Source organism: Microbacterium sp. SA39 (assembly GCF_000967865.1).
Taxonomy (GTDB): Bacteria; Actinomycetota; Actinomycetes; order Actinomycetales; family Microbacteriaceae; genus Microbacterium.
Genome location: NZ_JXRU01000035.1, coordinates 90,636 through 116,010, shown reverse-complemented (window position 1 = coordinate 116,010; position 25,375 = coordinate 90,636). Strand labels below are relative to the sequence as shown.

The following is a 25,375-nucleotide window of genomic DNA, read 5'->3' as shown; positions in this document are numbered from 1 at the left end:
AGGCACCCGAAGGAGACGCGATGACGCGCAACCGCACACTGGGCACCCTTGCCGTCGTCGTCGGCTTCCTCGCCTTCGTCGAGTTCACCAGCGGTGTGCTGCAGGGCTATTACACGCCGATGCTCACCGACATCGCCCGGCATCTCGGCATCCACGACGCCGACGTGAACTGGCTCGAAGGCGCTCAACTCATGCTGTCGGCGCTCGTCGTGCCGGCGTTCGCGAAGCTCGGCGACATGGTGGGCCACAAGCGGATGCTGATGATCTCGACCGCCCTTACCGCGGCAGCCGCTCTCGTGCTCCCCTTCACGGACTCCTTCGGCGTCTTCCTCGCAGCCTGGGCGCTGATGGGCTTCTACGTCGTCTGGCTTCCGCTCGAGATCGCACTCATCTGGTCGCGCTCGCGGCGGATGGAAGGACGCTCCTCGATCACGGCCAAGGCGGCAGGACTCCTCGTCGCCGCACTCGAAGGCGGCGCGATCATCGGCGCCCTGGTCGGCGGCGCACTGATCGACGTGCTTCCATTGACCGTCGTGCTGCTCGTACCGGCCGTGCTCATCGTGATCTGCTTCTTCGTGATCCTGTTCGGGGTGAAGGAGTCTCCGGATCCGACCGGCGGCCTGTTCGACACGGTCGGCCTGATGCTGATCTCACTCGCGCTGGTCTGCTTCACCGGAGGCCTGAGCCTGCTGCGCCTCGAGGGCGGGCTCGTGAACCCCTGGTCGTGGGCGGTCGTCATCGCGGGATTGCTGCTCGTGATTCCGTTCGTGCTGTGGGAGCTCCGCTGCGATGACCCGCTCATCGACGTGCGCATGTTCCGCTCACCCGCGCTGGGGCCGGTCTTCCTGACCGCCGGCCTGTTCGGGGTGAGCGTGTTGGGCGCCCAGGCGCCGCTGTCGACCTTCGCGCGCACCGACCCGGACGTCTACGGCTACGGCCTCGGCACGACCGGGTTCGCCACCTCGCTGATCATCGGCGTCTACCTGATCGCCATGATCGCGGGTGCCCTGCTGTTCCCGATCATCGCGCGACGACTGTCGCCACGCCTGACGCTGATGGGCGCATCTGTGCTGGTCGGAGTCGGCTTCCTGCTGTTCCTGCCGTTCCATGACACCTACGCCCAGGTCATCATCAACATGGTCATCGTCGGCCTGGGGTCGGGTGCCCTCGTCGCGGCTCTGCCGGCGGCCGCGGCATCCGCTGCTCCTGCTTCGCAGACGGGCGTTGCGACTGGTCTCACGAACTCGGTGAAGACCGTCGGCGGTGCGATCGCGTCGTGCGTGTTCGGCATCGCGCTGCTCAACGGGTTCGCGAGCACGGCCGCCGGAGCGGCCGAGGGCACGGCGGGGACGCTCGCGGGGTATTTCACCGTCTGGGTCGTGTGCGGCGTGACGGCGCTCGCCGCGGCCGTGCTGCTGCTGTTCGTGCCCAAGGAGGCCTTCACCGACCGGTCCGTCGAGGCGGAAGCTGCGCCGGTCGTCTGAGATCAGCCCTGCCGGATCGATCGCTCGGTGTCTTCGGGTGGCATCCCGGCGGCACCGCGTCGGTCGTCCTGTCCGAACGTGGCAGGGTCGACGGGCCGCTTCGCGCGTGGGAGGTTCGCCACGACGAGCAGATATGAATCCGTGACCAGGTCGTCGATCAGCTGTGACTCCAGGTCCTCGGAGGGGTGCACCGTGATCCAGTGCTTCTTGTTCATGTGGTACCCGGGAGTGACCGCGTCATACTGCTCCCGGAGCGCCTTGCTGTCCTCCGGGTCGGCCTTCAGGGTCACCATCGGGTCACCGGCGACATCCGTCATCAACAGGAACACCTTGCCCCGCACCTTGAACACCTCCCACTCGGGTCCGAACGGATACTCCAGAACGGCACCGGGGAGCTCCTCGACTCGTGCTCGAGCGCGCTCCTGCAGCTCCTCGCCATTCATGTGACCTCCTTCACCCGGGGTTCCTCCACTCTGCCGCATGAGGGGTCGGGCGGAGATCTTCTCCACCCGACCCCTACGCTCAGTCGCCCTTCACATTGACGAGCTGCCGCAGCGTGTGGCGGATCGACACGAGGCTGGCGGCATCCGCCATCACCTGATCGATCGGCTTGTACGCCTGCGGGATCTCGTCGATGAAGGCGCTCGTGTCACGGAACTCGATCCCGACCATCGCCTCCCGCAGCTGCTCGTGCGTGAACGTCTTCCGGGCCGTCGACCGGGAGAAGTTCCGGCCGGCGCCGTGCGGCGACGAGTTCAGCGACTGCGGGTCGCCGAGCCCCTCGACCACGTACGACGCGGTGCCCATCGAACCGGGGATGAGCCCGGGCCGACCGGCATCCGCCTGGATCGCACCCTTCCGCGACACCCACACCCGCTTGCCGTAGTGCATCTCCGACTCGGTGAAGTTGTGGTGGCAGTTGATCCGCTCCTGGTCCTCGATCGGGGTTCCGAGGAACTCCGACACCTGCCGCACGACCCGGTCCATCATCTCCTCCCGGTTCAGCAGAGCGAAGTGCTGTGCCCACCGCAGCTCCCGGATGTACGACGTGAACTCCGGCGTGCCCTCGACGAGGTAGGCCAGGTCGGGGTCCGGGAGGTCGATCCACCAGCGCTTCGCCAGCCGCTGCGCGACCGAGATGTGCTTCATGGCGATCTTGTTGCCGACGCCCCGCGAGCCCGAGTGCAGGAACAGCCACACCCTGTCGAGCTCATCGACCGACACCTCGATGAAATGGTTCCCCGAGCCGAGCGTGCCCAGCTGCAGGCGCCAGTTCTTCGCGTACTTCTCCGGGTCGAACTCGTTCTTCTCGGCGAGCGCCTCGAGCTCGGCGATACGGGGCTCGGCCGTCGCGACGACCTTGTTGTTGTAGCGTCCGGCCGACAGCGGGATGGCGCGCTCGATCTGCTCCCGGAGCTCCGAGAGCTCGCGACCGTCCAGGTCGCCCTTCGAGAACTGAGTGCGGACGGCGATCATGCCGCAGCCGATGTCGACACCGACGGCGGCGGGGATGATCGCGCCGAGCGTCGGGATGACCGAGCCGACGGTCGCCCCCTTGCCGAGGTGCGTATCCGGCATCAGCGCCAGGTGCGGATGGATGAACGGCATGCGTGCCGTGGTGTGCGCCTGCGCGAGTGTCTTCTCGTCGATCAGCGACGCCCACGACAGCAGCCGTGCGGAGAGCCTCTCCATGATTCCTTTCCTTCTGTGGGTGCCAGGCACAGGTCGGGGGATTCAAGAGAAAACGCCCCGGACCTGACGGTACGAGGCGTGAGAACTGCGGATGCTGTCACACGGCGCGCGCCGGAGGGTACGACTCGTAGCGGTCGTCGTGCTTCTGCTGAAGCGCGTCGACCGCGGCGAAGGGCTGATTCCGCAGGGCGGTCATCCGGTCGTCTCCTCGGCTGGCGTGCTGCGCCGGTCGGCACAGCTTTCCGAGAATAAGGCGCGACACGCCCGGGAGTCAAGCCTCGGCGCGCGGCGGGTTGTGCATGAACTCGATGCGGATGCCGTCGGCGTCCTCGACGAACGACGCGTAGTACCGGTCGGAGTAGCGCGGATACTCCTTGGGGTCACGGACCGCCGTCCACCCGGCATCGAGCGCGATGGCGTGCAGGCGATCGACATCGTCGCGGGAGTCCACGGACCAGGCCAGGTGCTGCCAGCCGACCCGCCCGTGTCGATGCGGACCGCTGTCCTCGTGCCACGTGTAGAGGATGATCTCGGTCTCGTCGCCGTTGTTCCACGAGATCGAATGATCGTCCTCGCCGCCGCTCTGATATCCGAGTGCTGTCAGCACCGGATGGAACTGCGCCCGGCCGCGCTCGAGGTCGTCGACGGTGATGCCCAGGTGATCCAGAAGAGCCATGCGACCAGTCTGCCGAACGAGCGGATGCCGCACTAGTGCGGAGCGTGGTACTCGGCTTCGCCGCGCTTCCAGTAGCCCTTCACCACAGCCTTCGACGTGTCCACGCCCCAGCGATCCAGCAGCGCCCGACCCGGCTTGACGATGGACTGCTCGGCCGCGATGAAGACGAACGGGTCATCGCCGACGACGTCGTCCGCCGTCAGCGACTCGAGGAAGGCGATCAGCGCCGAGCCCGAGGGGCCATCGCCGCGATGCAGCCATTCGACGTCGACCGGGCTGTCGAGCTCGATCTTTCGGCCTTCGGAGACCGTCTCGATCACGATGCGCGCAGGGGTGCCGTCGGGGATGAGGGCGGAGAAGCGGCGGATGGCGGGGATCGCGGTCTCGTCGCCGACGAGGAGCCACGATCCGGGTGCGCCCACGATCACGGCGGAGCCTCGCGGGCCGCCGACGCCGATCGAGGACCCCAGCGGAGCGGTGGCCGCCCAGGGAGCGGCGACTCCCGTGTCTCCGTGCACGGCGAACTCGACGTCGAGCCAGTCGTCGTCCCACGCCAGTGGCGTGTACTCGCGGCTGGGTGCGGCACGCATCTCCTCAACCGATTCGACGGGGCCGGCGGGGAAGAACAACCGCATGTGATCGTCGGAGCCGAGGGAGTCGAAGCCCGCGAGATCCGAGCCCGAGAGGCGGACCCGGACGTAGTCGGGAGCAAGCCATTCCCGCGCGGTCAGCGAGACCGTACGGAAGCGCAGGTCGAGGCCGCGACGTTCGAGGGAGAATCCGATTTGCGTCTGGCTCATAAAGTAAGGCTAACCTATGTAGGGAGTCGGGTAAGCATGCCCTTACCTCTCCGAGCCGGCGCCGATCGAGCGCGACAACCCCCGCAGAACAGGAGTCCCTCCATGTCCATGCCCAGAACTCTCACCGCCACGAGCATCGGCCTCGTCGGCCTCCTGGCGCTCGCCGGATGCGCATCCGGCAGTGCCGCAGAGCCGGAGGAGACCGAGGCGGCGCCGGCATCCGTCACGATCGAGGACAACACCGGCGAGCACGAGATCGCGACCCCGCCGGCATCCGTCGTTGCGCTCGACAACCGCACCTTCCAGACCCTGTCCGACTGGGGTGTCGAGCTCTCCGCCGGTGCCGTCGCACTGATGCCCGACACGGTCTCGTACCTGGACGACGACGCGATCGTCGACATCGGTCTGCACAGCGAGCCGGATCTCGAGGCGATCGTGGCCGTCGAGCCCGACCTCATCATCAGCGGTCAGCGCTTCACGCAGCACAACGAGGCCATCGCCGACCTGGTGCCGGATGCCACGATCATCGACCTCGAGCCGCGCGAGGGGGAGGCGTTCGACGCCGAGCTCACCCGGCAGACGCTCGCGCTCGGCGAGATCTTCGGCAAGCAGGACGAGGCGCAGAAGCTCGTCGACGAGTTCGATGCCGCCGTCGAGCGTGCGAAGGCCGCGTACGACGACGCTGACACCGTGATGGCCGTCAACACCTCCGGCGGCGCCATCGGCTACCTGGCCCCGACCGTCGGGCGCTCGCTCGGACCGGTGTACGACATCCTCGGCCTGACCCCCGCGCTCGAGGTCGACGAGGCGAGCGACGACGACCAGGGCGACGAGATCTCGGTCGAGGCGATCGCGGCATCGAACCCCGACTGGATGCTGGTGCTCGACCGCGATGCGGTCTTCGCCGCCGAGACTCCCGACTACGTGCAGGCATCGGAGATCCTCGAGAGCTCCGAGGCGCTGGCCGCGGTGACCGCGGTCGCCGACGACCAGATCGTCTACATGCCCACCGACACCTACCTGAACGAGGGCATCCAGACGTACACGACGTTCTTCAACGATCTGGCTGACGCGCTCGAAGGCGCGAAGTAACCATCACACGGGTCGTCGAGCGAGCGGGGCGGGTCATCCGTTTCGCTCGCTCGACGCCTCAGGACTCTCCTCAGGACTCTCCTCATGACCTCTGCTGACATCGCCTCGCCGCCCCGTGCCGCGACGCGGCTGTTCGACCCCAAGCTGCTGATCGGGGTCCTCGTCGTCGTCGCGCTCCTCGCGGTGTCGCTGTTCACCGGCGTCTACGACATCGCGGGCGCCGCCGACGGCTCCGAGATGTTCCAGATCACACGCGTGCCACGCACGATCGCCCTCGTGCTCGCCGGCGCCGCGATGGCGATGTCGGGCCTCGTGATGCAGCTGCTCACCCAGAACCGCTTCGTCGAGCCGACCACGACCGGCACCACGGAGTGGGCGGGTCTCGGACTCCTCACGGTGATGGTCCTCGTACCGCAGCCGTCGATCCCGTTACGGATGGCCGGCGCGGTGATCGCGGCCTTCATCGGCACGATGGTCTTCTTCGCCTTCCTTCGACGCGTCTCGCTGAAGTCCTCGCTGATCGTGCCGATCGTCGGCATCATGCTCGGCGCGGTGGTGGGTGCCGTGTCGACCTACTTCGCGCTCGCGACCGACTCGCTGCAGAACCTCGGCATCTGGTTCGCGGGCAGCTTCACCTCGGTGCTCCGCGGGCAGTACGAGATGCTGTGGATCGTCGCCCTCGTCGGCGTGGTCGTGTTCCTCGTCGCCGATCGGCTGACCATCGCCGGCCTCGGCGAAGAGGTCGCGACGAACGTCGGTGTGAACTACAACCGCATCATCCTGCTCGGCACGGTCCTGATCGCGATCGCGACGGGGGTCGTCACGGTGGTCGTCGGCAACCTCCCGTTCCTCGGTCTGATCGTGCCGAACATCGTCGCCATGGTGCGCGGCGACGACCTGCGCAGCAACCTGCCGTGGGTGTGCCTGCTGGGGATCGCGATCGTCACGGTCTGCGACATCATCGGTCGGACGATCATCATGCCCTTCGAAGTGCCCGTGTCGCTCATCCTCGGCATCGTCGGCGCGGTCGTGTTCATCCTGCTCCTCCTCCGGCAGCGCCGCCGTGGCTGAGGTCCGAGAAGTGGCTGACGTGCGTGGGGCCGGGGTCGTAGACCGGTCGTCCGGCGCGTTCGTGAGTATCCGCGCGCGTCGTCGCTACGTCGTCGTGCTCGGCATCCTCGTGGTCGCCTCCCTCGTCTTCGGCGCCGGAGTGCTCGCCTGGGACAACCCGATGCCGTTCGGCTCGGAGGGCTTCTGGCGCATCGCGCAGTACCGCCTGACCAACGTCACCGTCATGGCGATCGTCGCGGTCGCACAGGCCGTGGCGACCGTGTCGTTCCAGACCATTGCGAACAACCGCATCATCACCCCCTCGATCATGGGCTTCGAGTCGTTGTACCGGGTGGTGCAGACGACGACCGTGTACCTGTTCGGCGTCGCGGGCCTGGTGGCGATCCAGGGCCTGTGGCAGTTCGGACTGCAGATCGTGATCATGGTGGGTCTCGCGATGGCGCTGTACGGCTGGCTGCTCTCCGGCCGGTACGGGAACCTGCAGATCATGCTGCTGATCGGCATCATCATCGGCGGAGGTCTCGCCGCGATCTCGACGTTCATGCAGCGTCTGCTCACGCCGAGCGAGTTCGACGTGCTGGCGGCGCGGATGTTCGGCAACGTGTCGAATGCCGACGCCTCGTATCTGCCCCTCGCGATCCCGCTGTGCATCGGCGCCGCCGCGCTGCTGTGGATGCGGTCGCGACGGCTGAACCTCATGTCGCTCGGTCCGGATGCCGCGCGGTCGCTCGGGCTCGACCACCGGCGAGAGCTGCTGATCGTGCTGTTCCTGGTCGCGGTCCTGATGGCGACGTCGACCGCGCTGGTCGGACCCATGACGTTCCTCGGGTTCCTCGTCGCGACGCTGGCATACCAGTTCGCCGACACCCACGACCACCGGCTCATCTTCCCGGTCGCGGTGCTCACGGCGTTCGCGGTGCTCGCCGGCGCGTACTTCGTGATGAAGAACGTGTTCTACGCGCAGGGGATGGTCTCGATCCTCATCGAGCTCGTCGGCGGTGTCGTGTTCCTCATCGTCATCCTCAGAAAGGGGCGACTGTGATCTCACTCGACGGCGTGCGCCGTGACTACAGCAGCGAGGTCGCGATCGGCCCGGTCGATCTCGAGATCCCTGCCGGCGGGATCACCGCGCTCATCGGACCCAACGGCGCCGGCAAGTCGACGCTCCTGACGATGATTGGACGGTTGAACGGGATGGATGCCGGTTCGATCGAGATCGCTGGATACGACGTCGCCTCGACGCGCTCGGCCGACCTCGCGAAGATCGTGTCGATCCTCCGCCAGGAGAACCACTTCGTGACCCGGCTGACCGTGCGGCAGCTCGTGGGCTTCGGCCGGTTCCCGCATTCGAAGGGTCGGCTGAACCGCGCCGACGAGGAGGTCATCAGCCGTTCCATCGACTTCCTCGACCTGGGCGCGCTGGAGGGCCGGTACCTCGATGAACTCTCCGGGGGTCAGCGGCAGCGCGCATACGTCGCGATGGTGCTCGCGCAGGACACCGAGTTCGTGCTGCTGGACGAACCGTTGAACAACCTCGACATGCGGCACGCGGTGCAGATGATGAAGCACCTGCGGCGGGCCGCGGAGGAGCTCGGGCGCACGATCGTGATCGTCCTGCACGACGTGAACTTCGCCGGCCACTACGCGGACCACATCTGCGCCATGAAGGACGGCGCCGTCGTGGAGTTCGGACCGCCGTCGGAGATCATGACGGATGCCGTCCTCACGCGAGTCTTCGACACCGAGGTGCGGGTCGTCGACGGGCCGTCCGGTCCGCTCGCGGTCTACTACTGAGGCCGCCGCCGCGAGTCCTCAGAGCTCGACGCCGTGGTCCTCGTCGTTGACGCCGGCGTTGTTGCCGCGGCGCGACTCGTAGCCGAGGAACCAGCCGAGCCACACGATGGCCGCGAGCAGGATGCCGAGCCATACGTTCTGGAAGATCAGCCCGACCACCACGCCGACGATCAGCAGGCCGGCGGTGACGGAGATTCGGAGCGCTCTGCGGGACATGACCTCAGCCTAGGGGCGCGCGTTCAGCGGTCGCGATGGTTCTCGGGCGCGAGACGCGGCCCGCGCCGCGGCTCTTTCACACCGCTGGCGAAGATGAGGCGGATGACCCGCTGACGCTGCCCCTCCCACGGCGCGAGGAGCTCGAGCATCCCGTCGTCGTCGGTGCGCTTCCCGGCGAGCGCATGGCCTACCTCATGCGCCAGGTGGAAGTCGCCCACGCTCACGGCATCCGGATCACCGAGGGCGCGGATGCGGGTCTCGGCCGAGGTCCACACGCCGATCCCCGGGAGGCTCGTGAGCACGCGGTCGCGATCGGCTCCGGTGAGGGCCGTGCGCATCGCCCGTTCGATGCTGTCGCCGCGCGCGGCCGCCTGGACGAGCGTCTTCGACTGCGGCGGTTCCACGGCGGCGCGGTGCCAGGACCAGGACGGGATCGTGCGCCAGACGGATGCCGGGGGCGCGGTGAACATCGGTCGGGGTGTGGGCCCGGGGGCGCGCTCGCCGAAACGCGTCACGAGGAACCGCCAGGCTCCGAATGCCTGCATGGTGGTGACCTTCTGCTCGAGGATCGAGCCGGCGAGGGCGTTGAAGACCTCGTCGGTCCGTGCGAGGCGCAGGCCGGGATTGCGGCGCGCGACCTCGGCGATGAGCGGATGCCGCGACGCGTCGAAGCCCGTGGCGTCGTCGCGTGCGCCGCACAGGTCGGGGACCCGATCGAGCGCCTCGTCGGCTCCGGGGCCCCATGCGGAAGCCCTGACCTCATCGCCGGCGGCGCGAAGCAGGAGAGTGGCCGGACCTGCCTCCGTTCGCATCGCCCGCCAGAACCTTCCGCCGTCGACCACGGTCGTCGGATCGGCTCCTCCGCGGCGCATCACTGCCACCGTGGCCATGAGGTTCAGAGGGTGACGAGGCCGATACGTCGCGTCTCTCGGCGGTGCGTCGAGAGCGGTCGCTGCCGCTCCGGCATCCGCTGTCAGGGTCATGCGCCCACCCTACGCGGCGGCGCCGACAGAGACGGAGCGGAGACTCTCAGAAGCGGTCGGGCGAAGGCGTGCCGTGGCCGTAGCGGATGACGACGTCGGCGTGCCGGTCGAAACGGTAGCCGATGCCGCGCACCGTGCGGACGATGTCCTCGTAGCGGCCGAGCTTGGCGCGAAGGCGACGCACGTGCACGTCGATCGTGCGCTCGCCGGGGGTCTCGTCATCCTGCGCCTGCCAGAGGGCGGAGACGAGCTCGGAGCGCTCGATCGTGCGTCCCTCGCGGAGGACGAGGTACTGCAGCAGCTCGAACTCCTTGTAGGTGAAGGCGGCGGACTCGCCGTCGATCAGCACGCGCTTGCGGGAGATGTCGACGGTGACGCCGGTCTCCTCCTCGACGGTGTCCTCTTCGGCAGCGGCCTTGGTGCGGGCGATGGCACCGGGCTCCTGCAGGGCGAGGCGGACGACGTCGAGGTCGCGGCCTCCGGATCCGTGCGGGGCGAGGGCGACGGTGGCGTGGGTCTCGGCGCCGGGTGCGAGCTCGGCGAGGGTGCGGCGGAGGGCGTCGACGAGGAGGGGGAGGCTCACTCCGGCCTCGGCCGCCTTGATCTCGTCGAGTCCGACGTAGAGGGCGAAGCCGCGCGGCGAGCGGACGGCGGGCAGGTCGGCGGCGCCGGCGCTCAGAGGAGCGGCGGCCTCGGGCTGCGACGAACGGGCGGTGCGGGTCTGGGCGGCGGTGGCGGGACGCTCGAGAAGTGCGATGTTCGACATGATGATGAAGTCCTCAGGACGTGAGCCGGCGAACGGCTCTGATGCGTTGCATGAATGACCGGCGGAGCCGGGAGGCGAGCAAGGGTGGATGCTCGGTGACTCTGGTCTCGCAGATGGCGAGAAGTTCGAGTCAGGCGGGGTAGCTGTTCGTTCAGCGACACATTCGGCAACACATGCCAACGCGACCGGGCATCATCATCCCGGCAGTCCTGTTCGCCTCCTGGGCGGACAAAGGGCGCGCGTTGGTGGTCATGGGGGGATTATGTCCGATCGTGTCACCCCGTGTCAAAACGTGCCCCGGCCGGGGAAGCGGGCGTAACGTTGCTCGGATGACGATCTCGACGACTGTCGGCGGGTTCATCCTGACCGACGAGAAGGATGAATCGCGCTACACCCTCATGCGTGATGGACGGCTGGTGAGCGTGCTCGACTATCGCGATGACGGCCATACCGTCGCGCTGACCAGAGCGTTCACGATCCCGACTTTCCGCGGCCACGGGTACGCGGGCAAGGTCGTCGAGGGGGCGGTGACCGACATCGAGGCGCGCGGAGATCGCAAGGTCGATGCCGTCTGCTGGTACGTCGCGGAGTGGTTCGCGGCCCACCCCGAGCACGCCCGGCTGCTGCGCTCGCGCTGAGGCGAGCCGATTGTGACGCTCTGTTACGAGCGCGCCGGATGACGGCGCGTCGCCGTGCACTGAAGACCATGCGTTGGAGCGCGCCGCGGCATCCGCGCCGGGTGGACCCTGCGATCCACCTGCCAGAAGCGGATGCCGCGGCACGCCTCGGACCGAATGTCGGATGGGGTTCGTAGCCTGTGAACATGCGCATCCTGCACACCTCCGACTGGCACATCGGTCGCACGTTCCACGGTCACTCGACCATGGACGCGCTGGCCGAGGTGCTCGCGGCGCTCACCGCGCAGGTGCAGGAGAACGAGGTCGACGTCGTCCTGCTCGCCGGAGACGTGTTCGACTCGGCGACTCCCTCCGGGCCGGCGTACACCCTGCTCGGCGACGCGCTGGTCGCGCTGCACGAGACGGGTGCCCGCGTGATCGTCACGAGCGGCAATCACGACTCGGCGGCGCGCCTCGGCTTCCAGGCGCGGTTGCTGCGCGACGGCATCCACGTGCTGACCGATCCTCTCGCGGTCGGCACGCCGGTGACCCTCGCCGATGCCGACGGCCCGGTGCACTTCTACGGCATCCCGTATCTCGAACCCGCCATCGTGCGTCAGCACTGGCCCGATGGCGATGCCGAAGGCCGTCAGCTCCGCACCCAGGCGCAGACGATGGGGCACGCGATGCACCTCGTGAGAGCGGGCATGCAGAAGAATCCCGGGCGTTCGGTCGCGATCGCGCACTGCTTCGCCGCCGGTGTCGATGCGACGGTCGGGCTCGAGCGCGAGGTGCGGCAGGGCGGCCTCGATGTCGTCCCTCTCGCCGTCTTCGACGGGCCGGACTACGTCGCTCTCGGACACATCCACGGTCGGCAGCAGGTCAGCGACCGCGTGCGCTACGCAGGCGCTCCGCTGCACTACAGCTTCGGTGAGCAGGACAAGCCGCGCGGGTCGTGGCTCGTCGACCTCGATGCCTCCGGACTCGCCTCGGTCGAATGGCTCGAGTTGCCGGTGCCGCGCCGACTCGTCACGCTCACCGGACCCCTCGAGCAAGTCCTCTCGGAAGCCAGCGTCTCGGCACATGCCGACGACTGGGTGTGCGCGATCTACACCGACGCCGTGCCGCAGGCCGAGCCCATGCGTCGACTGCGCGAGAGCTTCCCGTTCTGCGCGATGGTGCAGCATCAGCCCGCGGTCGTCGCCGAGGAGCGAGAACGCACCTACTCGCAGCGGCTGCACGCCGCCGTGACCGATGCCGAGCGCATCGAGGCCTTCCTCGAGCACGTCAGGGCAGGACACGGAGCGACCGAGACGGAGAGCCAGCTGATCCGTGACGTGCTCGATGAGCGGGTGCGCGCGGAGGCGCTCGTCTAGATGCGCCTTCACCGTCTCGAGGTCGAGGGATTCGGCCCGTTCCGGTCGCGCCAGACCGTCGACTTCGACGCGTTCGCCGACGACGGCATCTTCCTGATCGCAGGTCGCACGGGCGCCGGCAAGTCCAGCATCCTGGACGCTGTCTGCTTCGGACTCTACGGCGGTGTGCCGCGCTATGACGGCGGCGAGAAGCGTCTACGCAGCGACCACTGCGAACCAGACGACGTGTCCGAGGTCGTCGTCGAGTTCAGCGCATCCGCCGGTCGGTTCCGCGTCACGCGCTCACCCGAGTACGTGCGTCCCGCCAAGCGCGGTGGCGGAATGACGAAGCAGGCGTCGGCGGTGTCGCTCGAAGAGTGGACGGATGCCGGTTGGGTCGGTCGTGCAGCCAGGGCGGTCGACGTCGCCACCGAGCTCGACGACATCCTGCAGCTGAGCCGCGAGCAGTTCCTGCAGGTCATCCTGCTGGCGCAGAATCGTTTCTCGGAGTTCTTGCTCGCCGGCAGCAAAGATCGCCAGTCGCTGCTGCGGAGGCTGTTCGGCACCCAGCGCTTCGAAGACGTGCAATCGCGCTTCGACGAGCGGCGCCGTGCGGCCGAGCAAGCTCTCGGTGCGCGCCTCGCTTCCGTCGGCGCGCGCCTCGAGGAAGCAGAACGGCTCGTCTCCTCGGCAGAGCTCTGGGGCGACAGCGCCGAAGAGGGGGCTGGGCCGGAGGCCTCTCCAGGTCCGATCTTGACCGGCACGACCGCGGAGCGTCTCGACGATCTGCAACGGGCGAAGGCACGCGCCGACTACCGTGCAGAGCGTCGCGCGTCCGAGCGAGCTGACGCCGAGAAACGGGCGACGGCGTCCGACGCGGCCCTCGCGACGATACGCGAGGAGCAGCGCGCCCAGATCGAGCGCGATCGTGCCCGAGCGGCGCTCGACCGCCTCGACGCCGAGGAGCCGTCCATCGCGGCCGCCCGTGCGGAGCTCTCGGACGCGCGATCGGCTGAGGCGTTGCGATCGACCATCGCCGCCGTTCTGCGGGCCCGGGTGGCCTTCGACAGCGCGAGCGGAGCCGAGCAGGAGGCCAGAGAATCCTGGGAGTCGTTCGGTCTCGTCGTGGAGGAAGACCTGGAGGCGTGGGCCGAAGCGCAGCTCAAGGAGAGCGGTGGCTGGGAGCGCGCCGCCCGCCTCGAAGCGGGCGAATCGGAGCTTTCCGCCGAGCTGCGCTCCGCGGAAGTCGCCGTGGAGGTGGCCGCTGCGAGCATCGACGCCGTCGATGCGGAGCGCGCCGACCTGCCCGCGCAGATCGTCGCGCTGACCGTCGAACGCGACGACGCGCGGCGCAGCGCCGACCGCACGGCCGATCTGCTCACGGCGCAGGCGACGGCCGAATCCCGACTGCACGCCGCCCGAGAGTCGGAGCGCCTGCGCGCGGAGCATACGCTCGCGGAGCAGCGGCTCGCGGCGGCCACGTCAGAGCACGCCACCGCGCAGAGCGCCTTGGCCCGCTTGAGACAACGACGCTTCGACGGGATGGCCGGCGAGCTCGCGGCAGGGCTCGTCGACGACGAGCCCTGCCCGGTGTGCGGTGCGCACGAGCATCCGACACCGGCGACGCATGCCGACCCGGTCTCCGCCGACGACATCGCCGCCGCAGAGGCGACCCGCGACTCCGCCGCCGAGCGCGAACGCGACGCCGCAGCGACCGCGTCGGCGCTCCGAGCCGAACTCGCGGCGGCTGAGACGCGCGCCGACGGCCGCACGGTCGCGCAGGCCGAGGCGGCGCTCGCGGGCGCCGTCGAGACGCACGCGCAGGCGGTCGCGGCCGCGGAGCGCCAGACGGAACTCGACTCCCGGCTGCAGGACCTCGCCGGTCGGGCAGAGAAGCTCGACCAGCGACGGGCTGAAGACGATGCGGCGCTCTCGGCGGCGCGGGAACACCTCGTCGTACTGGCGCAACGTGTCGCCGAGAACCGCGCCCTGGTCGCGGAGGCCCGCGGATCCTTCGACACCGTCGCCGAGCGCCTCGCAGACGGCGCCGCCAAGGTCTCGGCCGCACGCCGCTTCGCCGAGGCCGTCGCCGAGCGCACGCGGCGTGCTCGGACACTCGACGAGGCCGAGAACGAGCGCGATGCGGCGCTGTCGGATTCGGCTTTCGAAGACGTCGCCGCCGTCGAGAGCGCGTTGCGGACGACGGCCGCCCAGGACGCTCTCGACCTGCGGATCACCCGGCACGCGGGGCAGCGGGAGAAGGAGCGGGCGACGCTGTTCGATCTCGAACTGCGGACCCTCCCGGAAGAGCCCATCGACCTCTCGCCCGTCGAAGAGGCCGCAGCGACTGCGCGCGCGGTGTGGATGCGTGCGGTCGACGAGGCGAGTCGTGCCGCCGGTACCGCGGAGCGCCTCGAAGGACTCATCGCCTCGGCCGCGTCGGAGCACGCGAGGACCGCCGAGGACGCGGCCGAGTTCGAGGTGCTGCAGGGGCTGGCCGACACGATCGCGGGGCGCGGTGCGAACACCCGCAAGATGACGCTGGAGACCTTCGTCCTCGCCGCAGAGCTGGAAGAGATCGTAGAGGCGGCGAACCGTCGCCTCTACGACATGTCCACCGGCCGCTACCAGCTGCAGCACTCCGACGCGCTGGCCGCGCGGGGCGCCGCCTCCGGCCTCGGCATCGTGGTGTCGGACGCATTCACCGGCCAGACCCGTCCGCCCCAGTCGCTGTCCGGCGGAGAGACGTTCCTCACCTCGCTCGCCCTCGCACTGGGGCTCGCGGAGGTGGTCACGGCGCGTGCCGGCGGCATCCGTCTGGACACGCTCTTCATCGACGAGGGGTTCGGATCACTCGACGGCGACACGCTCGACGTGGCGATGCGCACTCTCGACGAACTGCGCCAGGGCGGCCGCACCGTCGGCGTGATCAGCCACGTCGAGGCGATGCAGGAGCAGATCCCCGCCCAACTCACCGTGCGTGCGCTGTCGAACGGCCCGAGCATCATCGAGACCCGCTGAGGCTCGATACCTGCGACCAGGAGTCAGACGCCGTACTCGGCCCCGATGAAGTCCCGCAGCTGCACGCTGCAGCGCGCGACGGCCTCGCGCCAATCGGTGAGAGCCCCGTCCTCGGCCTGATCGGAGACGGCACGGAACACGCGGATCGGCACATCGAACTGCTCGGCGACCCAGATGTACGCGTAGGTCTCCATGTCGACCAGTGCGGCGCCCGACGGGCGGATCACCGCGGTGACCTCGGCGTCGTCGACGAAGTGATCGCCGGTGGCGATCAGCACGCCGTCGCGGCCGGTCGAGACCTTCGCCGGCAGCGAGACATGTTGGCCGGCGATCCCGTCGAGATCGGTGACGTCGTGCTGGAACGCCGTGCCCACCTCGTGGACCGTCGCCTCCAGGTCGGGGTCGATCGCGCCGGCGGTGCCGACGACCACGATCTCGTCGTAGCTGCGGGCGTCGAGGGCGCGCGTCAATGCATACGTCGCCTGGAGCTTGCCCGGCCCGGTGACCAGTCGGTCGAAGCCGTCGAGCGTCTCCGGGAAGGCGGACAGTTCGGATGCGAGGGCGGCGACGAGGAGTTTCACTTCCCCATTCTTTCAGGTCGTGCCTGGCAGGAGCGTCGGAGCCCGATCCGTCACCCCCGCGTAACACAATGGGGCGATACTGGTTCGAAGAAGAGTGGAGGACCACGTGTCGTTGCAGCAGCAGATCTCTGAAGACCTCGGCGTCCAGCCCGACATCGATCCCGAAACCGAGGTGGAGCGCCGGATCGGATTCCTCGCGGACTACCTCCGGACGACCGGAGCCCGCGGCTTCGTCCTCGGCATCTCCGGCGGGCAGGACTCGACTCTCGCCGGCCGACTCGCGCAGCTCGCCGTCGAACGCGTGCGCGCGGAGGGCGGGGACGCGAAGTTCCTGGCGGTCCGTCTGCCCTACCGGGTGCAGGGAGACGCGGCGGATGCCGAGGCGGCGCTGGCCTACATCGCACCGGATGCGTCGGTCGAGGTGAACATCCAGAACGGCGTGGACGGCGTCGAGGAAGACATCGAGTTCGCTGTCACCAGTGACATCAGTGACTTCAACCGGGGCAACATCAAGGCTCGTGTGCGCATGGTCACGCAGTATGCCCTCGCCGGACACGACGGTCTGCTGGTCATCGGCACGGATCACGCTGCAGAGGCTGTGACCGGCTTCTACACGAAGTTCGGTGACGGTGCGGCCGACATCCTGCCGCTCTCGGGACTGACGAAACGTCAGGGCCGCTCCCTGCTGCAGTTCCTCGACGCACCCGAGCGGCTCGCCTTCAAGGTGCCGACGGCCGATCTCCTGGACGGCCAGCCGGGCCGTGCCGACGAGGACGAACTCGGACTCACCTACGAGCAGATCGATGACTTCCTCGAGGGCCGCCCCGTCGACCCCGAGGTCGCGGGCCGCATCGAGGCGAAGTACCTGGCCACGCAGCACAAGCGCCATCTTCCGGTGACGCCCGACGACGACTGGTGGCGCTGAGCCGGAGAGACGACCGCGCGTCTCGTGTCGGATGCCGAGGATAGTGTCGAAGCATCCGACAGAACAGGAGCATCGTGCGGATCGACACTGAGGCGCAGCGCGTCATCTGGAGCGCCAGCGACCTCAAGGCGGCCGCCGAGTGCGAGTTCGCCTGGTGCCGCGCGATCGATGCGAAGCTCGGCCGGGTGCCCGCGGTCGTAGAGCCCGAAGACGCCACGCTGATGCGGGCGGCACTCCTCGGCGACGTGCACGAGCGGAACGTGCTCGCACGGTACGTCGAGGAACTCGGCGATGATCAGGTGCACCAGATCGAGAAGGTGTCATCCGTCGATGCCGAGGCTCTGCGTGCCGCGACCGAGGAGACGGTGGCTGCCCTGCGGTCCGACGCCCTCATCGTCTTCCAGGCCGCCTTCGCCACCGAGGAGTTCGTCGGGTTCGCCGACTTCCTGCGCAAGGACGACGACGGTCGCTGGCGGGTGCAGGACTCCAAGCTCGCGCGCAAAGCCCGCGTCACCGCCCTCATGCAGCTGGCGGCATATGTCGATCAGCTCGACCATCTCGGCATCCCCCGATCTGACGAGGTCGACCTGATTCTCGGTGACAGCACCCTCAGCACCCACGCCGTCGACGATCTCCTCCCGCTCTTCCATGTGCGGCGAGCCCGTCTGCGGGCGCTCATCGCCGACCGCAGCGCCGGCGACGGTTCGGACGGCGTCCCGCTGGCCTGGGGTGACGACCGCGACGACCTCCATGTGGTCGCGTGCGGCCGATGCGCGACCTGCGAAGAGCAGGTGACGGCGCATCGCGACCTGCTGATGGTCGCTCGTATGCGACCGGTGCAGCGTGCGCGTCTGCGGGCCTCCGGCATCCAGACGATCGACGCCCTCGCCGCGGCGATCGAGCCTCCCGTCGGCATGAACCCGGACTCCTTCGAGACGCTCCGTGCCCAGGCCCGCCTGCAGATCCGCGCCGATGCCGAGGGCGCGCCGACCTTCGATGTGCACTACGCGGCGGCCATTCACACCCTTCCTCTTCCGAGCCACGGCGACATCTTCTTCGACTTCGAGGGCGATCCGCTGTACACCGAGCCTGCTCCCGACGGCGAGGCGCACTGGGGTATCGACTACCTGTTCGGCTGGGTCGACAACACCGACCAGTACTCGGCGCTCTGGGCGCACACGTTCGATGCCGAGCGTCGCGCGTTGGAGAACTTCCTCGACTTCGTGAAGGTCCGGCGCGCGGCCCATCCCGCAATGCACATCTATCACTACGCGCCCTACGAGACCTCGCATCTCGTCGCGATGGCCGCGAGGCACGGGGTGCGCGAGGGCGAGGTCGACCGTCTGCTGCGGGAAGGCGTGTTCGTCGATCTGTATCCGCTCGTGCTGCGCACGGTCCGCGTCGGCTCGCGCTCGTACTCGATCAAGAAGCTCGAGCCGCTGTACATGGGCGAAGACGTGCGCACGAGCGACGTGCAGAAGGGCGACGACTCGATCGTGCAGTACGTCGCTGCGCGTGAGCTCGCCGCCGCGGGAGAGAAGGCCGAGGCGGATGCCGTCCTGGCGGATCTCGCCGACTACAACCGCTACGACTGCGTGTCGACGCGTCGGCTGCGCAACTGGCTGATCGACATCGCGCGGAAGGAGGGGGTGACCCCGGCCCCGCCGGACGAGATCGACGAGGTGATCTACGAGCCCTCGCCGCGGTCCGTGGCCCTGCTCGCCGATGCGGAACGCGCCAAGGATGCCGGTGGCGACGGCCTCGTCCACCGGCTCGCCGCCGCCGCGATCGACTACTTCCCGCGTGAGGCGAAGAGCTTCTGGGTGTCGCACTTCCAGCGGCTGCGCGAGCCCGTGACGATGTGGGACGGTACGCGCGATGTCGTGCGTGTCGATCGGCTGTCGTCCGTCGTCCGTCGGGACTGGAGCATCGGCGAGGGGCGCCGTGTGATGTCCCGCGACATCGAGATCCGCGGCGAGGTGTCGCCCGGCACGACTCTGGGCGCGGGATCCCAGCCGTTCGCGCTGTACGAGGTGCCGGCGCCGTTCGACACCGAGGTGCCCTCGCGGGCGGTGCACGTTCCGCATTCGGTGACCGTGACCGAGGTGCTCGACGACGGCTACCTCGTGACCGAGTCGGCCGTGCAGGGGCAGACGTGGGACGAGCTGCCGCTCGCGCTCACTCCCGCCGCTCCGCCGCGGGTGGTCTCGCTGCAGGCCGCGATCGACGAATGGGCTGATGCCGTGCACTCCGCGGCGCCGGGGTTCCCTGACGACGCGGCGACGGACATCCTGCGGCGCATCGCCCCGCGCACGGTGTCGGGCTCGCCGATCCCGCCGGCCGACGGTGAGGTGATCGATGCGATCGTCCGGGCGGTCCTCGACCTCGACCGCAGCTATCTCGCGGTGCAAGGGCCTCCCGGAACCGGCAAGACGTACACCGGTTCGCAGGTGATCGCGCGTCTGGTGAACGAGCACGGGTTCAAGGTCGGTGTCGTCGCGCAGTCGCACGCCATCATCGAGACGCTTCTCGGCCGCGTGGTCGGCGACGGCGTCGCGCCGAGCCAGGTGGCGAAGGCGCCGAAGGACGCCGAGGCCGATGCCCCGTACACGGCCATTCCGAAGAACGGTATGGCGACCTTCCTCGCCGAGCATGCCGACGAGGGCGCCGTCGTCGGCGGCACGGCCTGGGACTTCAGCAACACGCAGCGGGTCGATCGTGCCGGCCTCGACCTGCTGGTCATCGACGAGGCGGGGCAGTTCTCCCTGGCGTCGACGATCGCGGTCGCAGCCGGAGCGAAACGGCTGCTCCTCCTCGGAGACCCGCAGCAGCTCCCGCAGGTCAGCCAGGGTGCCCACCCTGAGCCGGTGGACACATCGGCCCTCGGCTGGGTCATGGACGGCGACCCTGTCGTGCGCCCGGAGTACGGCTACTTCCTGGCCCGGTCCTGGCGGATGCATCCGTCCGTGGCCGCGCCCGTGTCGAAACTCGCATACGCCGGTCAACTCGCGTCGGCTCCGGGCACCGAGCGCCGATCCATCGCGGGGGTCGAACCCGGCCTCCACGTGCTCCCGCTCCGCCATCGCGGGAACGCCACCCAGTCACCAGAGGAAGCAGCGGAAGTCGTCCGCCTGGTCGCCGACCTCGTCGGACGCATGTTCACCGACAACGACGAGCAGACCACGGCCCGGCCGCTCGCGCAGTCCGACATCATCGTGGTCACGCCCTACAACGCGCAACGCCAGCTCGTGCTCGACGCGCTCACGGACGCGGGGTTCCCCGACGTTCCCGTGGGCACCGTCGACAACTTCCAGGGCAAGGAAGCGGCCGTCTCGATCACTTCCCTCGCCGCATCCAGTGGACGCGACGCTCCGCGTGGGCCGGAGTTCCTGCTGCTGCAGAACCGGCTCAATGTCGCGATCTCCCGCGCGCAGGTCGTGGCCTACCTGATCCACTCGCCCGCGCTGCTCGATGATCTGCCGTACACGCCCGAGGGCGTCGCGCGTCTCAGCGCCTTCGCGCGGCTGGTCGGGGTCGCCGGATGAGCGTGCACACCGAGGCAGACATCCTCCGGGCATCGGCCGCCTGGGTATGGTTCCCGCGAGACGGCGACCAGCAAGACGAACACCTTCAATTGGTGCGCTATCCGCCGCGTCTCGGCGGTGGGGTCAGGGCGTCGCAGGTGCGCTCCTCGTCGGATGCCGCGACGGTGCTCGACCACGCCCTCGAGTGCACCCGCGCCTGGGGCGAGTCGCGGCTGACCTTCTAGACCAGCCCCGCGGATGAGCCCGATCTCGAGGCGGAACTGCAGCGGCGCGGAGCGGCGCACATCGACACGGTCGCCGTTCTCGCCCGTCCCATCGATGAGCTCGACGTCTATGTCCCAGAGGGAGCGACGGCCGAGGTGGTCCGAACGCTCGATCAGGTGCGCGAGGTCGATGCCATCAACGTCCCGGTGTGGGAGCAGTCACCGCTCGACGAAGGAGGCCTCCGTGCCGAGCTGGCCGAGATCACCACGGGCCTGGAGGCAGGGGAAGGCGTGCGCGTCCTCGGACGCCTCGACGGTCGCCCGGTGGGCACCGGCGGCTGCACCATCGTGGACGGCTTCGTCCGCCTGTGGGGCGCGGCGACTCTGCCCGAGGCCCGAGGCCGAGGTGCCTATCGTGCCGTTCTCGCTGAGCGCCTGCGGGCCGGCGTCGAACTCGGAGCGACCACGGCGCTGGTCAAGGGGCGAGTCTCCACGTCGGCGCCGATCCTCGCGCGCGTCGGCTTCCGCCACCACGGCGACGAACGGGCGTACCTGCTGGATCTCGGCTAGACCGCGCCCGCGAACCGCGAGCCGGATCAGACCGTGCCGTAGAGCCTGTCGCCCGCATCGCCGAGACCCGGCACGATGTAGCCCTTCTCGTTCAGACGTTCGTCGAGCGCACCGAGCACGAGAGTGACGTCGCGGTCGCCCGCCATCGCCTCGATCGCAGCGACACCCTCAGGAGTGCCGAGCAGGCAGATCGCGGTGACGTCCTTCGCGCCGCGGTTGAACAGGAACTGGATCGCAGCGGCGAGCGAGCCGCCCGTCGCGAGCATCGGGTCGATGGCAAAGCACTGGCGGTCGCTGAGATCGTCGGGAAGCCGCTCGGCGTAGGTCGTCGGCTCGAAGGTCTTCTCATCGCGCACCATGCCGAGGAAGCCGACCTCAGCTGTCGGGAGCAGCTTCACCAGACCCTCGAGCATGCCGAGACCGGCTCTCAGGATCGGCACGACGATCGGGCGAGGCTCGGAGATCTTGACGCCCATGGTCGTCGTGACCGGGGTGGTGATCTCGATCGGGCTGACCTTCACGTTGCGCGTCGCCTCGTAGGCGAGCAGGGTCACGAGCTCTTCGGTGAGCTGCCGGAAGACCGGCGACGACGTGCGCTGATCGCGCAGCACCGAAAGCTTGTGAGTGATGAGGGGGTGGTCGGCGACGTGAACACGCATGGGTACAGGCTAATGCGCGGCACCCCCGCGCACGACATCGAGACCCGTCGGGGCCAGGACCGGCTGTCGTAGGCTCGACGCATGACCGCTGCCGACGACCTCGCTATGCAGCGCGCTCTGGCGCTGGCGGCAGAGGCTGCGAGCGCCTCGGAGATCCCTGTCGGTGCAGTCGTCCTCGACCGCGACGGCCAGATCGTCGCCGAGGGGCGCAACACCCGCGAGGCGACTCACGACCCCACCGGTCACGCCGAGGTCGAGGCGTTGCGCCGCGCGGCGGCATCCGCCGGGTCCTGGAATCTCGAGGGCCACACGCTCGTGGTCACCCTGGAACCCTGCCTGATGTGCGCCGGGGCGATCTTGCAGGCACGTATCGGCCGGGTCGTGTTCGGTGCATGGGACGACAAGGCGGGGGCGGCGGGATCGATGTACGACGTGCTCCGCGATCGTCGACTGCCCTACCGTGCAGAGGTCATCGGCGGCGTACAGGCGGATGCCGCCACGGCGCTGCTGCGCGCCTTCTTCGAGCAGCGTCGTTGACCCACGTTCTTCGGTGACTCCGAACTCCTGCGGATCGGACGGCGCGCATCGGCCGCAGAACATGGTAATGGCCGAAAAACCTGGCCCGCCGACGCTCTCAGTCCGAGGACTTGAGCACGAAGACGTCGGTCGAGGGCTGCGGGTCGATCGCCGGGCGGTACACGTCCGGCTCGATGTAGACCACCCGAGCGACCGGCACGGCCTCGCGGATGCGGGCCTCGATCGCGTCGATGTCGGCAGCCGTCTCGCGCAGGGGCTTGTCAGAGTTGAGCGCGATCTTCGCGGCGACCATCAGCTCGTCCGGCCCGAGGTACAGCGTCTTCATGTGGATGATCTTCTCGATCTCATCACCGGCGTTGATGGCGTCGACGATCCGGTCGTAGTCCGCTTGCGTCGCACCCTCGCCCACCAGCAGGCTCTTCGTCTCGACGCCGAGCACGATGGCGATGAGCACAAGCAGCACGCCGATCATCACGGTGCCGAGGGCGTCGAAGAGGGGGTTGCCGGTGATCAGGGTGAGCCCGACTCCGAGCAGGGCGAAGGTCAGGCCGGTCAGCGCGCCGACGTCCTCCAGCAGCACGACCGGGAGCTCGGGCGCCTTCGAACGGCGCACGAACGAGACCCAGGACTGCCCCTTCTCACGCACGATGTTGCTCTCGCGCACGGCGGTCCGAAGCGAGAACGACTCCAGGCCGATCGCGACGACCAGGACCACGAGCGGCAGCCACCACCACGTGCGGTCGAGCTCGTGCGGGTTGGTCAGCTTGTCGACGCCCTCGTAGATCGCGAACAGGCCGCCGACCGAGAACAGGATGATCGACACGACGAACGCATACACGTACCGCTCGCGTCCGTAGCCGAAGGGGTGCGAGCGGTCGGCCTCTCGTTTCGCCTTGCGTCCGCCGAGCATCAGGAGCAGCTGATTGCCCGAGTCGGCGACGGAGTGGATCGCCTCGGCGAGCATCGACGCCGAGCCCGAGAGCGCCCAGGCGACGAACTTCGCGAGGGCGATACCCAGGTTCGCCAGGAACGCCGCGACGATGGCCTTGCTGCCTCCGGATGCACTCATGCCACGAGTCTAGAACTGCGCGCCGATGGATACCGGAGCGCCCGCCGTAGGATGACGACATGGCTGAATCGCTTCCCTCGCTCGCGTTCCTCGGTGCCGGTTCCATGGGGGGCGCGATCCTCCGGGGCGTTGTCGCCTCCGGCATCCGCATCGACGGTGGGATAACCGCCACCAACCGCACCGCGGAGAAGGCCCAGGCGTTCGCCGACGTCGACGGCGTCACCAGCATCGCCCTGTCCGAGCGGCCGGACGGCAATGCGGAAGCGGTCGCCGACGCCCGTATCGTGCTCGTCGGCGTCAAGCCGGCGATGGTGCCCGATCTGCTCCGCGAGATCGCGCCCCACCTCTCCGCCGATGCGATCGTGGTGAGTCTCGCCGCGGGAGTCACCCTGCAGACCTTCGCGGACGTGCTCGGCGACGACGCGCACGTGATCCGGTCCATGCCGAACACACCCTCCACGGTCCGCAAGGGCGTGGCCGGTCTTGCCGCCGGTCCTGCCGCCACTGCCGACGACGTCGCGCTCGTACGACGCCTCTTCGAGACGGTCGGCGCCGTCGTCGAGGTCCCCGAGTCGCAGATCGACGCGCTCGGCACGATCTCCGGCTCGGGGCCTGCGTACATGTATCTCCTCGTCGAGGAGTTCACGAAGACGGCGGTCGGTCTGGGCTTCAGCGACGCGGATGCGCGCCTTCTCGCCGAGCAGACCTTCATCGGTGCGGCGGCCCTTCTCGAGGACTCCGGGGAGGAGCCGGCCGAGCTCCGCCGACGCGTCACCAGCCCCAAGGGAACGACCGAGCGCGCGATCGCCGTTCTGCAGGACGCCCACTTCGATCGCACGTTCTCGGATGCCGCCGCGGCGGCCCTCGCCCGCTCCCAGGAGCTCGCGGCAGGAGGCTGAGCGATGCAGCTGCAGGTCCAGGGCGAGATCTGGTACTGGCGCGGTCCTGCGCCCTTCCACTTCGTGACCGTGCCGCTCGCCGAGAGCGAGATGATCCACGAGATCGCGTCCGTCGTCACCTACGGCTGGGGGATGATTCCCGCGAAGGTCACCCTCGGCGCCACCACAGTCACCACCGCACTGTGGCCGAAGGACGGCGGCTACATCGTGCCCATCAAGAAGGCGCTGCAGGACCGCGCGGGCGTCACGGTGGATGACGTCGTCGAGCTCACGCTCGACATCGACGCGTGACGGCGCGAAGATCATGAACCGTGCCGTGCTTCTGACATCGGAGACGGTGCTCCACGCGCTGGACTACGGGCAGTTCACGATCACCGGCGGGGCGCTGATGGACGACATCGCGCTGCTGGCCGATGCGCTCCGGTGCCCTCCGACGGCGAGCGACGGTCGATCGGTGCTCGTTCTGAGTCCGCACCAGAACGACTTCGCGATGACTGTGTCGATCGAGCGCTGGTCGGATCGCCCGACGCATGATGAGTCAGGCTGGGACCAGATCTCGGTGGAGCGGCTATCCGTGGGGGCGACGGCGACAGTACGACTGGGCAGTCCTACACTCGAGGACACGGAGTGCACGGTTCCCGCCGGCGACTACTGGGTCGAAGTGAGCGGCCGCGGGTTCGTCAACTACGGCTGGCCCGGGTCGACAGAGCCCGGCGACGAGTGGCGGTTGCGTCTGTGGCCGGTGACGGCGCGGACGGAGGAGGTGCGCACGCTGTGGCAGATGCCTGGCCACGGCTGTCCATGGAACGCGGACGACTGA

General features: G+C 68.8%; 26 protein-coding genes. 16 read left to right on the top strand and 10 right to left on the bottom strand.

The window, feature by feature from the left end; all coding sequences use genetic code 11:
* The first annotated feature begins 20 nt into the window (after positions 1-20).
* Positions 21-1,484 carry an MFS transporter gene (locus tag RS85_RS11710; RefSeq protein WP_046013627.1) on the top strand — a complete coding sequence of 488 codons (1,464 nt, stop codon included), beginning with the start codon at positions 21-23 and terminating at the stop codon, positions 1,482-1,484.
* Positions 1,485-1,486: 2 nt separating this feature from the next.
* Here the strand turns inward: RS85_RS11710 and RS85_RS11705 are convergent, their stop codons facing one another.
* From RS85_RS11705 to RS85_RS11690, 4 genes are all read right to left on the bottom strand, one after another.
* Positions 1,487-1,927 carry an MmcQ/YjbR family DNA-binding protein gene (locus RS85_RS11705; RefSeq protein WP_046013626.1) on the bottom strand — a complete coding sequence of 147 codons (441 nt, stop codon included), beginning with the start codon at positions 1,925-1,927 and terminating at the stop codon, positions 1,487-1,489.
* A 79-nt stretch (positions 1,928-2,006) separates the two neighbouring features.
* Positions 2,007-3,176: an RtcB family protein gene (locus tag RS85_RS11700; protein ID WP_046013625.1), complete on the bottom strand. Its 1,170-nt coding sequence runs from the start codon at positions 3,174-3,176 to the stop codon at positions 2,007-2,009.
* Positions 3,177-3,447: 271 nt separating this feature from the next.
* Positions 3,448-3,852 carry a VOC family protein gene (locus RS85_RS11695; protein ID WP_046013744.1) on the bottom strand — a complete coding sequence of 135 codons (405 nt, stop codon included), beginning with the start codon at positions 3,850-3,852 and terminating at the stop codon, positions 3,448-3,450.
* A 32-nt stretch (positions 3,853-3,884) separates the two neighbouring features.
* Positions 3,885-4,652 (bottom strand): siderophore-interacting protein, encoded by a 768-nt coding sequence (locus RS85_RS11690; protein WP_046013624.1) that lies wholly within the window; start codon positions 4,650-4,652, stop codon positions 3,885-3,887.
* 102 nt (positions 4,653-4,754) lie between these two features.
* Between RS85_RS11690 and RS85_RS11685 the strand changes: the two genes are divergently transcribed.
* The 4 genes from RS85_RS11685 to RS85_RS11670 all read left to right on the top strand — a co-directional run bounded on the left by RS85_RS11685 (position 4,755) and on the right by RS85_RS11670 (position 8,609).
* On the top strand, positions 4,755-5,744 hold the full coding sequence (locus tag RS85_RS11685; RefSeq protein WP_046013623.1) for a siderophore ABC transporter substrate-binding protein: 990 nt from the start codon (positions 4,755-4,757) through the stop codon (positions 5,742-5,744).
* 84 nt (positions 5,745-5,828) lie between these two features.
* Positions 5,829-6,815, top strand: a complete 987-nt coding sequence (locus RS85_RS11680; RefSeq protein WP_046013622.1) for an ABC transporter permease — start codon at positions 5,829-5,831, stop codon at positions 6,813-6,815.
* Between the two features lie 10 nt (positions 6,816-6,825).
* Positions 6,826-7,857 carry an iron chelate uptake ABC transporter family permease subunit gene (locus RS85_RS11675; RefSeq protein WP_046013621.1) on the top strand — a complete coding sequence of 344 codons (1,032 nt, stop codon included), beginning with the start codon at positions 6,826-6,828 and terminating at the stop codon, positions 7,855-7,857.
* Positions 7,854-8,609 carry an iron ABC transporter ATP-binding protein gene (locus tag RS85_RS11670; protein ID WP_046013620.1) on the top strand — a complete coding sequence of 252 codons (756 nt, stop codon included), beginning with the start codon at positions 7,854-7,856 and terminating at the stop codon, positions 8,607-8,609. The genes RS85_RS11675 and RS85_RS11670 overlap by 4 nt, the downstream gene beginning before the upstream one ends.
* A gap of 18 nt (positions 8,610-8,627) precedes the next feature.
* On the opposite strand, the gene RS85_RS11665 is transcribed toward RS85_RS11670, so the two are convergent.
* From RS85_RS11665 to RS85_RS11655, 3 genes are read right to left on the bottom strand one after another with little or no spacing between them, the layout of a single operon-like run.
* Positions 8,628-8,825, bottom strand: a complete 198-nt coding sequence (locus RS85_RS11665) for a hypothetical protein (RefSeq protein WP_046013619.1) — start codon at positions 8,823-8,825, stop codon at positions 8,628-8,630.
* A 23-nt stretch (positions 8,826-8,848) separates the two neighbouring features.
* Positions 8,849-9,808 (bottom strand): DNA-3-methyladenine glycosylase family protein, encoded by a 960-nt coding sequence (locus RS85_RS11660; protein ID WP_046013618.1) that lies wholly within the window; start codon positions 9,806-9,808, stop codon positions 8,849-8,851.
* Positions 9,809-9,854: 46 nt separating this feature from the next.
* The gene (locus RS85_RS11655) at positions 9,855-10,574 is read right to left on the bottom strand and encodes a winged helix-turn-helix domain-containing protein (protein WP_046013617.1); all 720 of its coding nucleotides are present in this window, start codon (positions 10,572-10,574) and stop codon (positions 9,855-9,857) included.
* 329 nt (positions 10,575-10,903) lie between these two features.
* Between RS85_RS11655 and RS85_RS11650 the strand changes: the two genes are divergently transcribed.
* The 3 genes from RS85_RS11650 to RS85_RS11640 all read left to right on the top strand — a co-directional run bounded on the left by RS85_RS11650 (position 10,904) and on the right by RS85_RS11640 (position 15,567).
* Positions 10,904-11,212 (top strand): GNAT family N-acetyltransferase, encoded by a 309-nt coding sequence (locus RS85_RS11650; protein ID WP_046013616.1) that lies wholly within the window; start codon positions 10,904-10,906, stop codon positions 11,210-11,212.
* Positions 11,213-11,397: 185 nt separating this feature from the next.
* A complete protein-coding gene (locus RS85_RS11645; RefSeq protein WP_046013743.1) occupies positions 11,398-12,567 on the top strand; it encodes an exonuclease SbcCD subunit D in 1,170 nt (389 codons plus the stop codon).
* Positions 12,568-15,567, top strand: coding sequence for an AAA family ATPase (locus RS85_RS11640; protein ID WP_046013615.1), 3,000 nt, complete (start codon positions 12,568-12,570; stop codon positions 15,565-15,567).
* Between the two features lie 23 nt (positions 15,568-15,590).
* On the opposite strand, the gene RS85_RS11635 is transcribed toward RS85_RS11640, so the two are convergent.
* Complete coding sequence (locus tag RS85_RS11635) at positions 15,591-16,148, bottom strand: phosphorylase family protein (RefSeq protein ID WP_046013614.1); 558 nt, start codon at positions 16,146-16,148, stop codon at positions 15,591-15,593.
* 106 nt (positions 16,149-16,254) lie between these two features.
* On the opposite strand from RS85_RS11635, the gene nadE reads away from it, so the two are divergent.
* The 4 genes from nadE to RS85_RS20035 all read left to right on the top strand — a co-directional run bounded on the left by nadE (position 16,255) and on the right by RS85_RS20035 (position 21,391).
* Entirely contained in the window at positions 16,255-17,073 is an 819-nt protein-coding gene (nadE, locus tag RS85_RS11630; RefSeq protein ID WP_046013742.1) for an ammonia-dependent NAD(+) synthetase, read from the top strand.
* A gap of 74 nt (positions 17,074-17,147) precedes the next feature.
* A complete protein-coding gene (locus RS85_RS11625; protein ID WP_046013613.1) occupies positions 17,148-20,618 on the top strand; it encodes a TM0106 family RecB-like putative nuclease in 3,471 nt (1,156 codons plus the stop codon).
* Positions 20,615-20,842, top strand: coding sequence for a hypothetical protein (locus RS85_RS20040; RefSeq protein WP_235282420.1), 228 nt, complete (start codon positions 20,615-20,617; stop codon positions 20,840-20,842). The genes RS85_RS11625 and RS85_RS20040 overlap by 4 nt, the downstream gene beginning before the upstream one ends.
* Before the next feature lie 135 nt (positions 20,843-20,977).
* Positions 20,978-21,391, top strand: a complete 414-nt coding sequence (locus RS85_RS20035) for a GNAT family N-acetyltransferase (protein WP_235282419.1) — start codon at positions 20,978-20,980, stop codon at positions 21,389-21,391.
* A gap of 26 nt (positions 21,392-21,417) precedes the next feature.
* Here RS85_RS20035 and upp read toward each other — a convergent pair whose 3' ends face one another.
* The gene (gene upp, locus RS85_RS11615) at positions 21,418-22,050 is read right to left on the bottom strand and encodes a uracil phosphoribosyltransferase (protein WP_046013612.1); all 633 of its coding nucleotides are present in this window, start codon (positions 22,048-22,050) and stop codon (positions 21,418-21,420) included.
* An 81-nt stretch (positions 22,051-22,131) separates the two neighbouring features.
* On the opposite strand from upp, the gene tadA reads away from it, so the two are divergent.
* Positions 22,132-22,587, top strand: a complete 456-nt coding sequence (tadA, locus tag RS85_RS11610; RefSeq protein ID WP_046013611.1) for a tRNA adenosine(34) deaminase TadA — start codon at positions 22,132-22,134, stop codon at positions 22,585-22,587.
* Between the two features lie 97 nt (positions 22,588-22,684).
* Here tadA and RS85_RS11605 read toward each other — a convergent pair whose 3' ends face one another.
* Positions 22,685-23,656: a cation diffusion facilitator family transporter gene (locus RS85_RS11605; RefSeq protein ID WP_046013610.1), complete on the bottom strand. Its 972-nt coding sequence runs from the start codon at positions 23,654-23,656 to the stop codon at positions 22,685-22,687.
* Positions 23,657-23,715: 59 nt separating this feature from the next.
* Here RS85_RS11605 and proC point away from each other — a divergent pair, with 59 nt between their 5' ends.
* The 3 genes from proC to RS85_RS11590 are packed head-to-tail and all read left to right on the top strand — an operon-like array spanning position 23,716 to position 25,375.
* Positions 23,716-24,555, top strand: coding sequence for a pyrroline-5-carboxylate reductase (gene proC / locus RS85_RS11600; RefSeq protein ID WP_046013609.1), 840 nt, complete (start codon positions 23,716-23,718; stop codon positions 24,553-24,555).
* 3 nt (positions 24,556-24,558) lie between these two features.
* Complete coding sequence (locus RS85_RS11595; protein WP_046013608.1) at positions 24,559-24,846, top strand: DUF1905 domain-containing protein; 288 nt, start codon at positions 24,559-24,561, stop codon at positions 24,844-24,846.
* Positions 24,847-24,871: 25 nt separating this feature from the next.
* Complete coding sequence (locus RS85_RS11590) at positions 24,872-25,375, top strand: hypothetical protein (RefSeq protein WP_235282418.1); 504 nt, start codon at positions 24,872-24,874, stop codon at positions 25,373-25,375.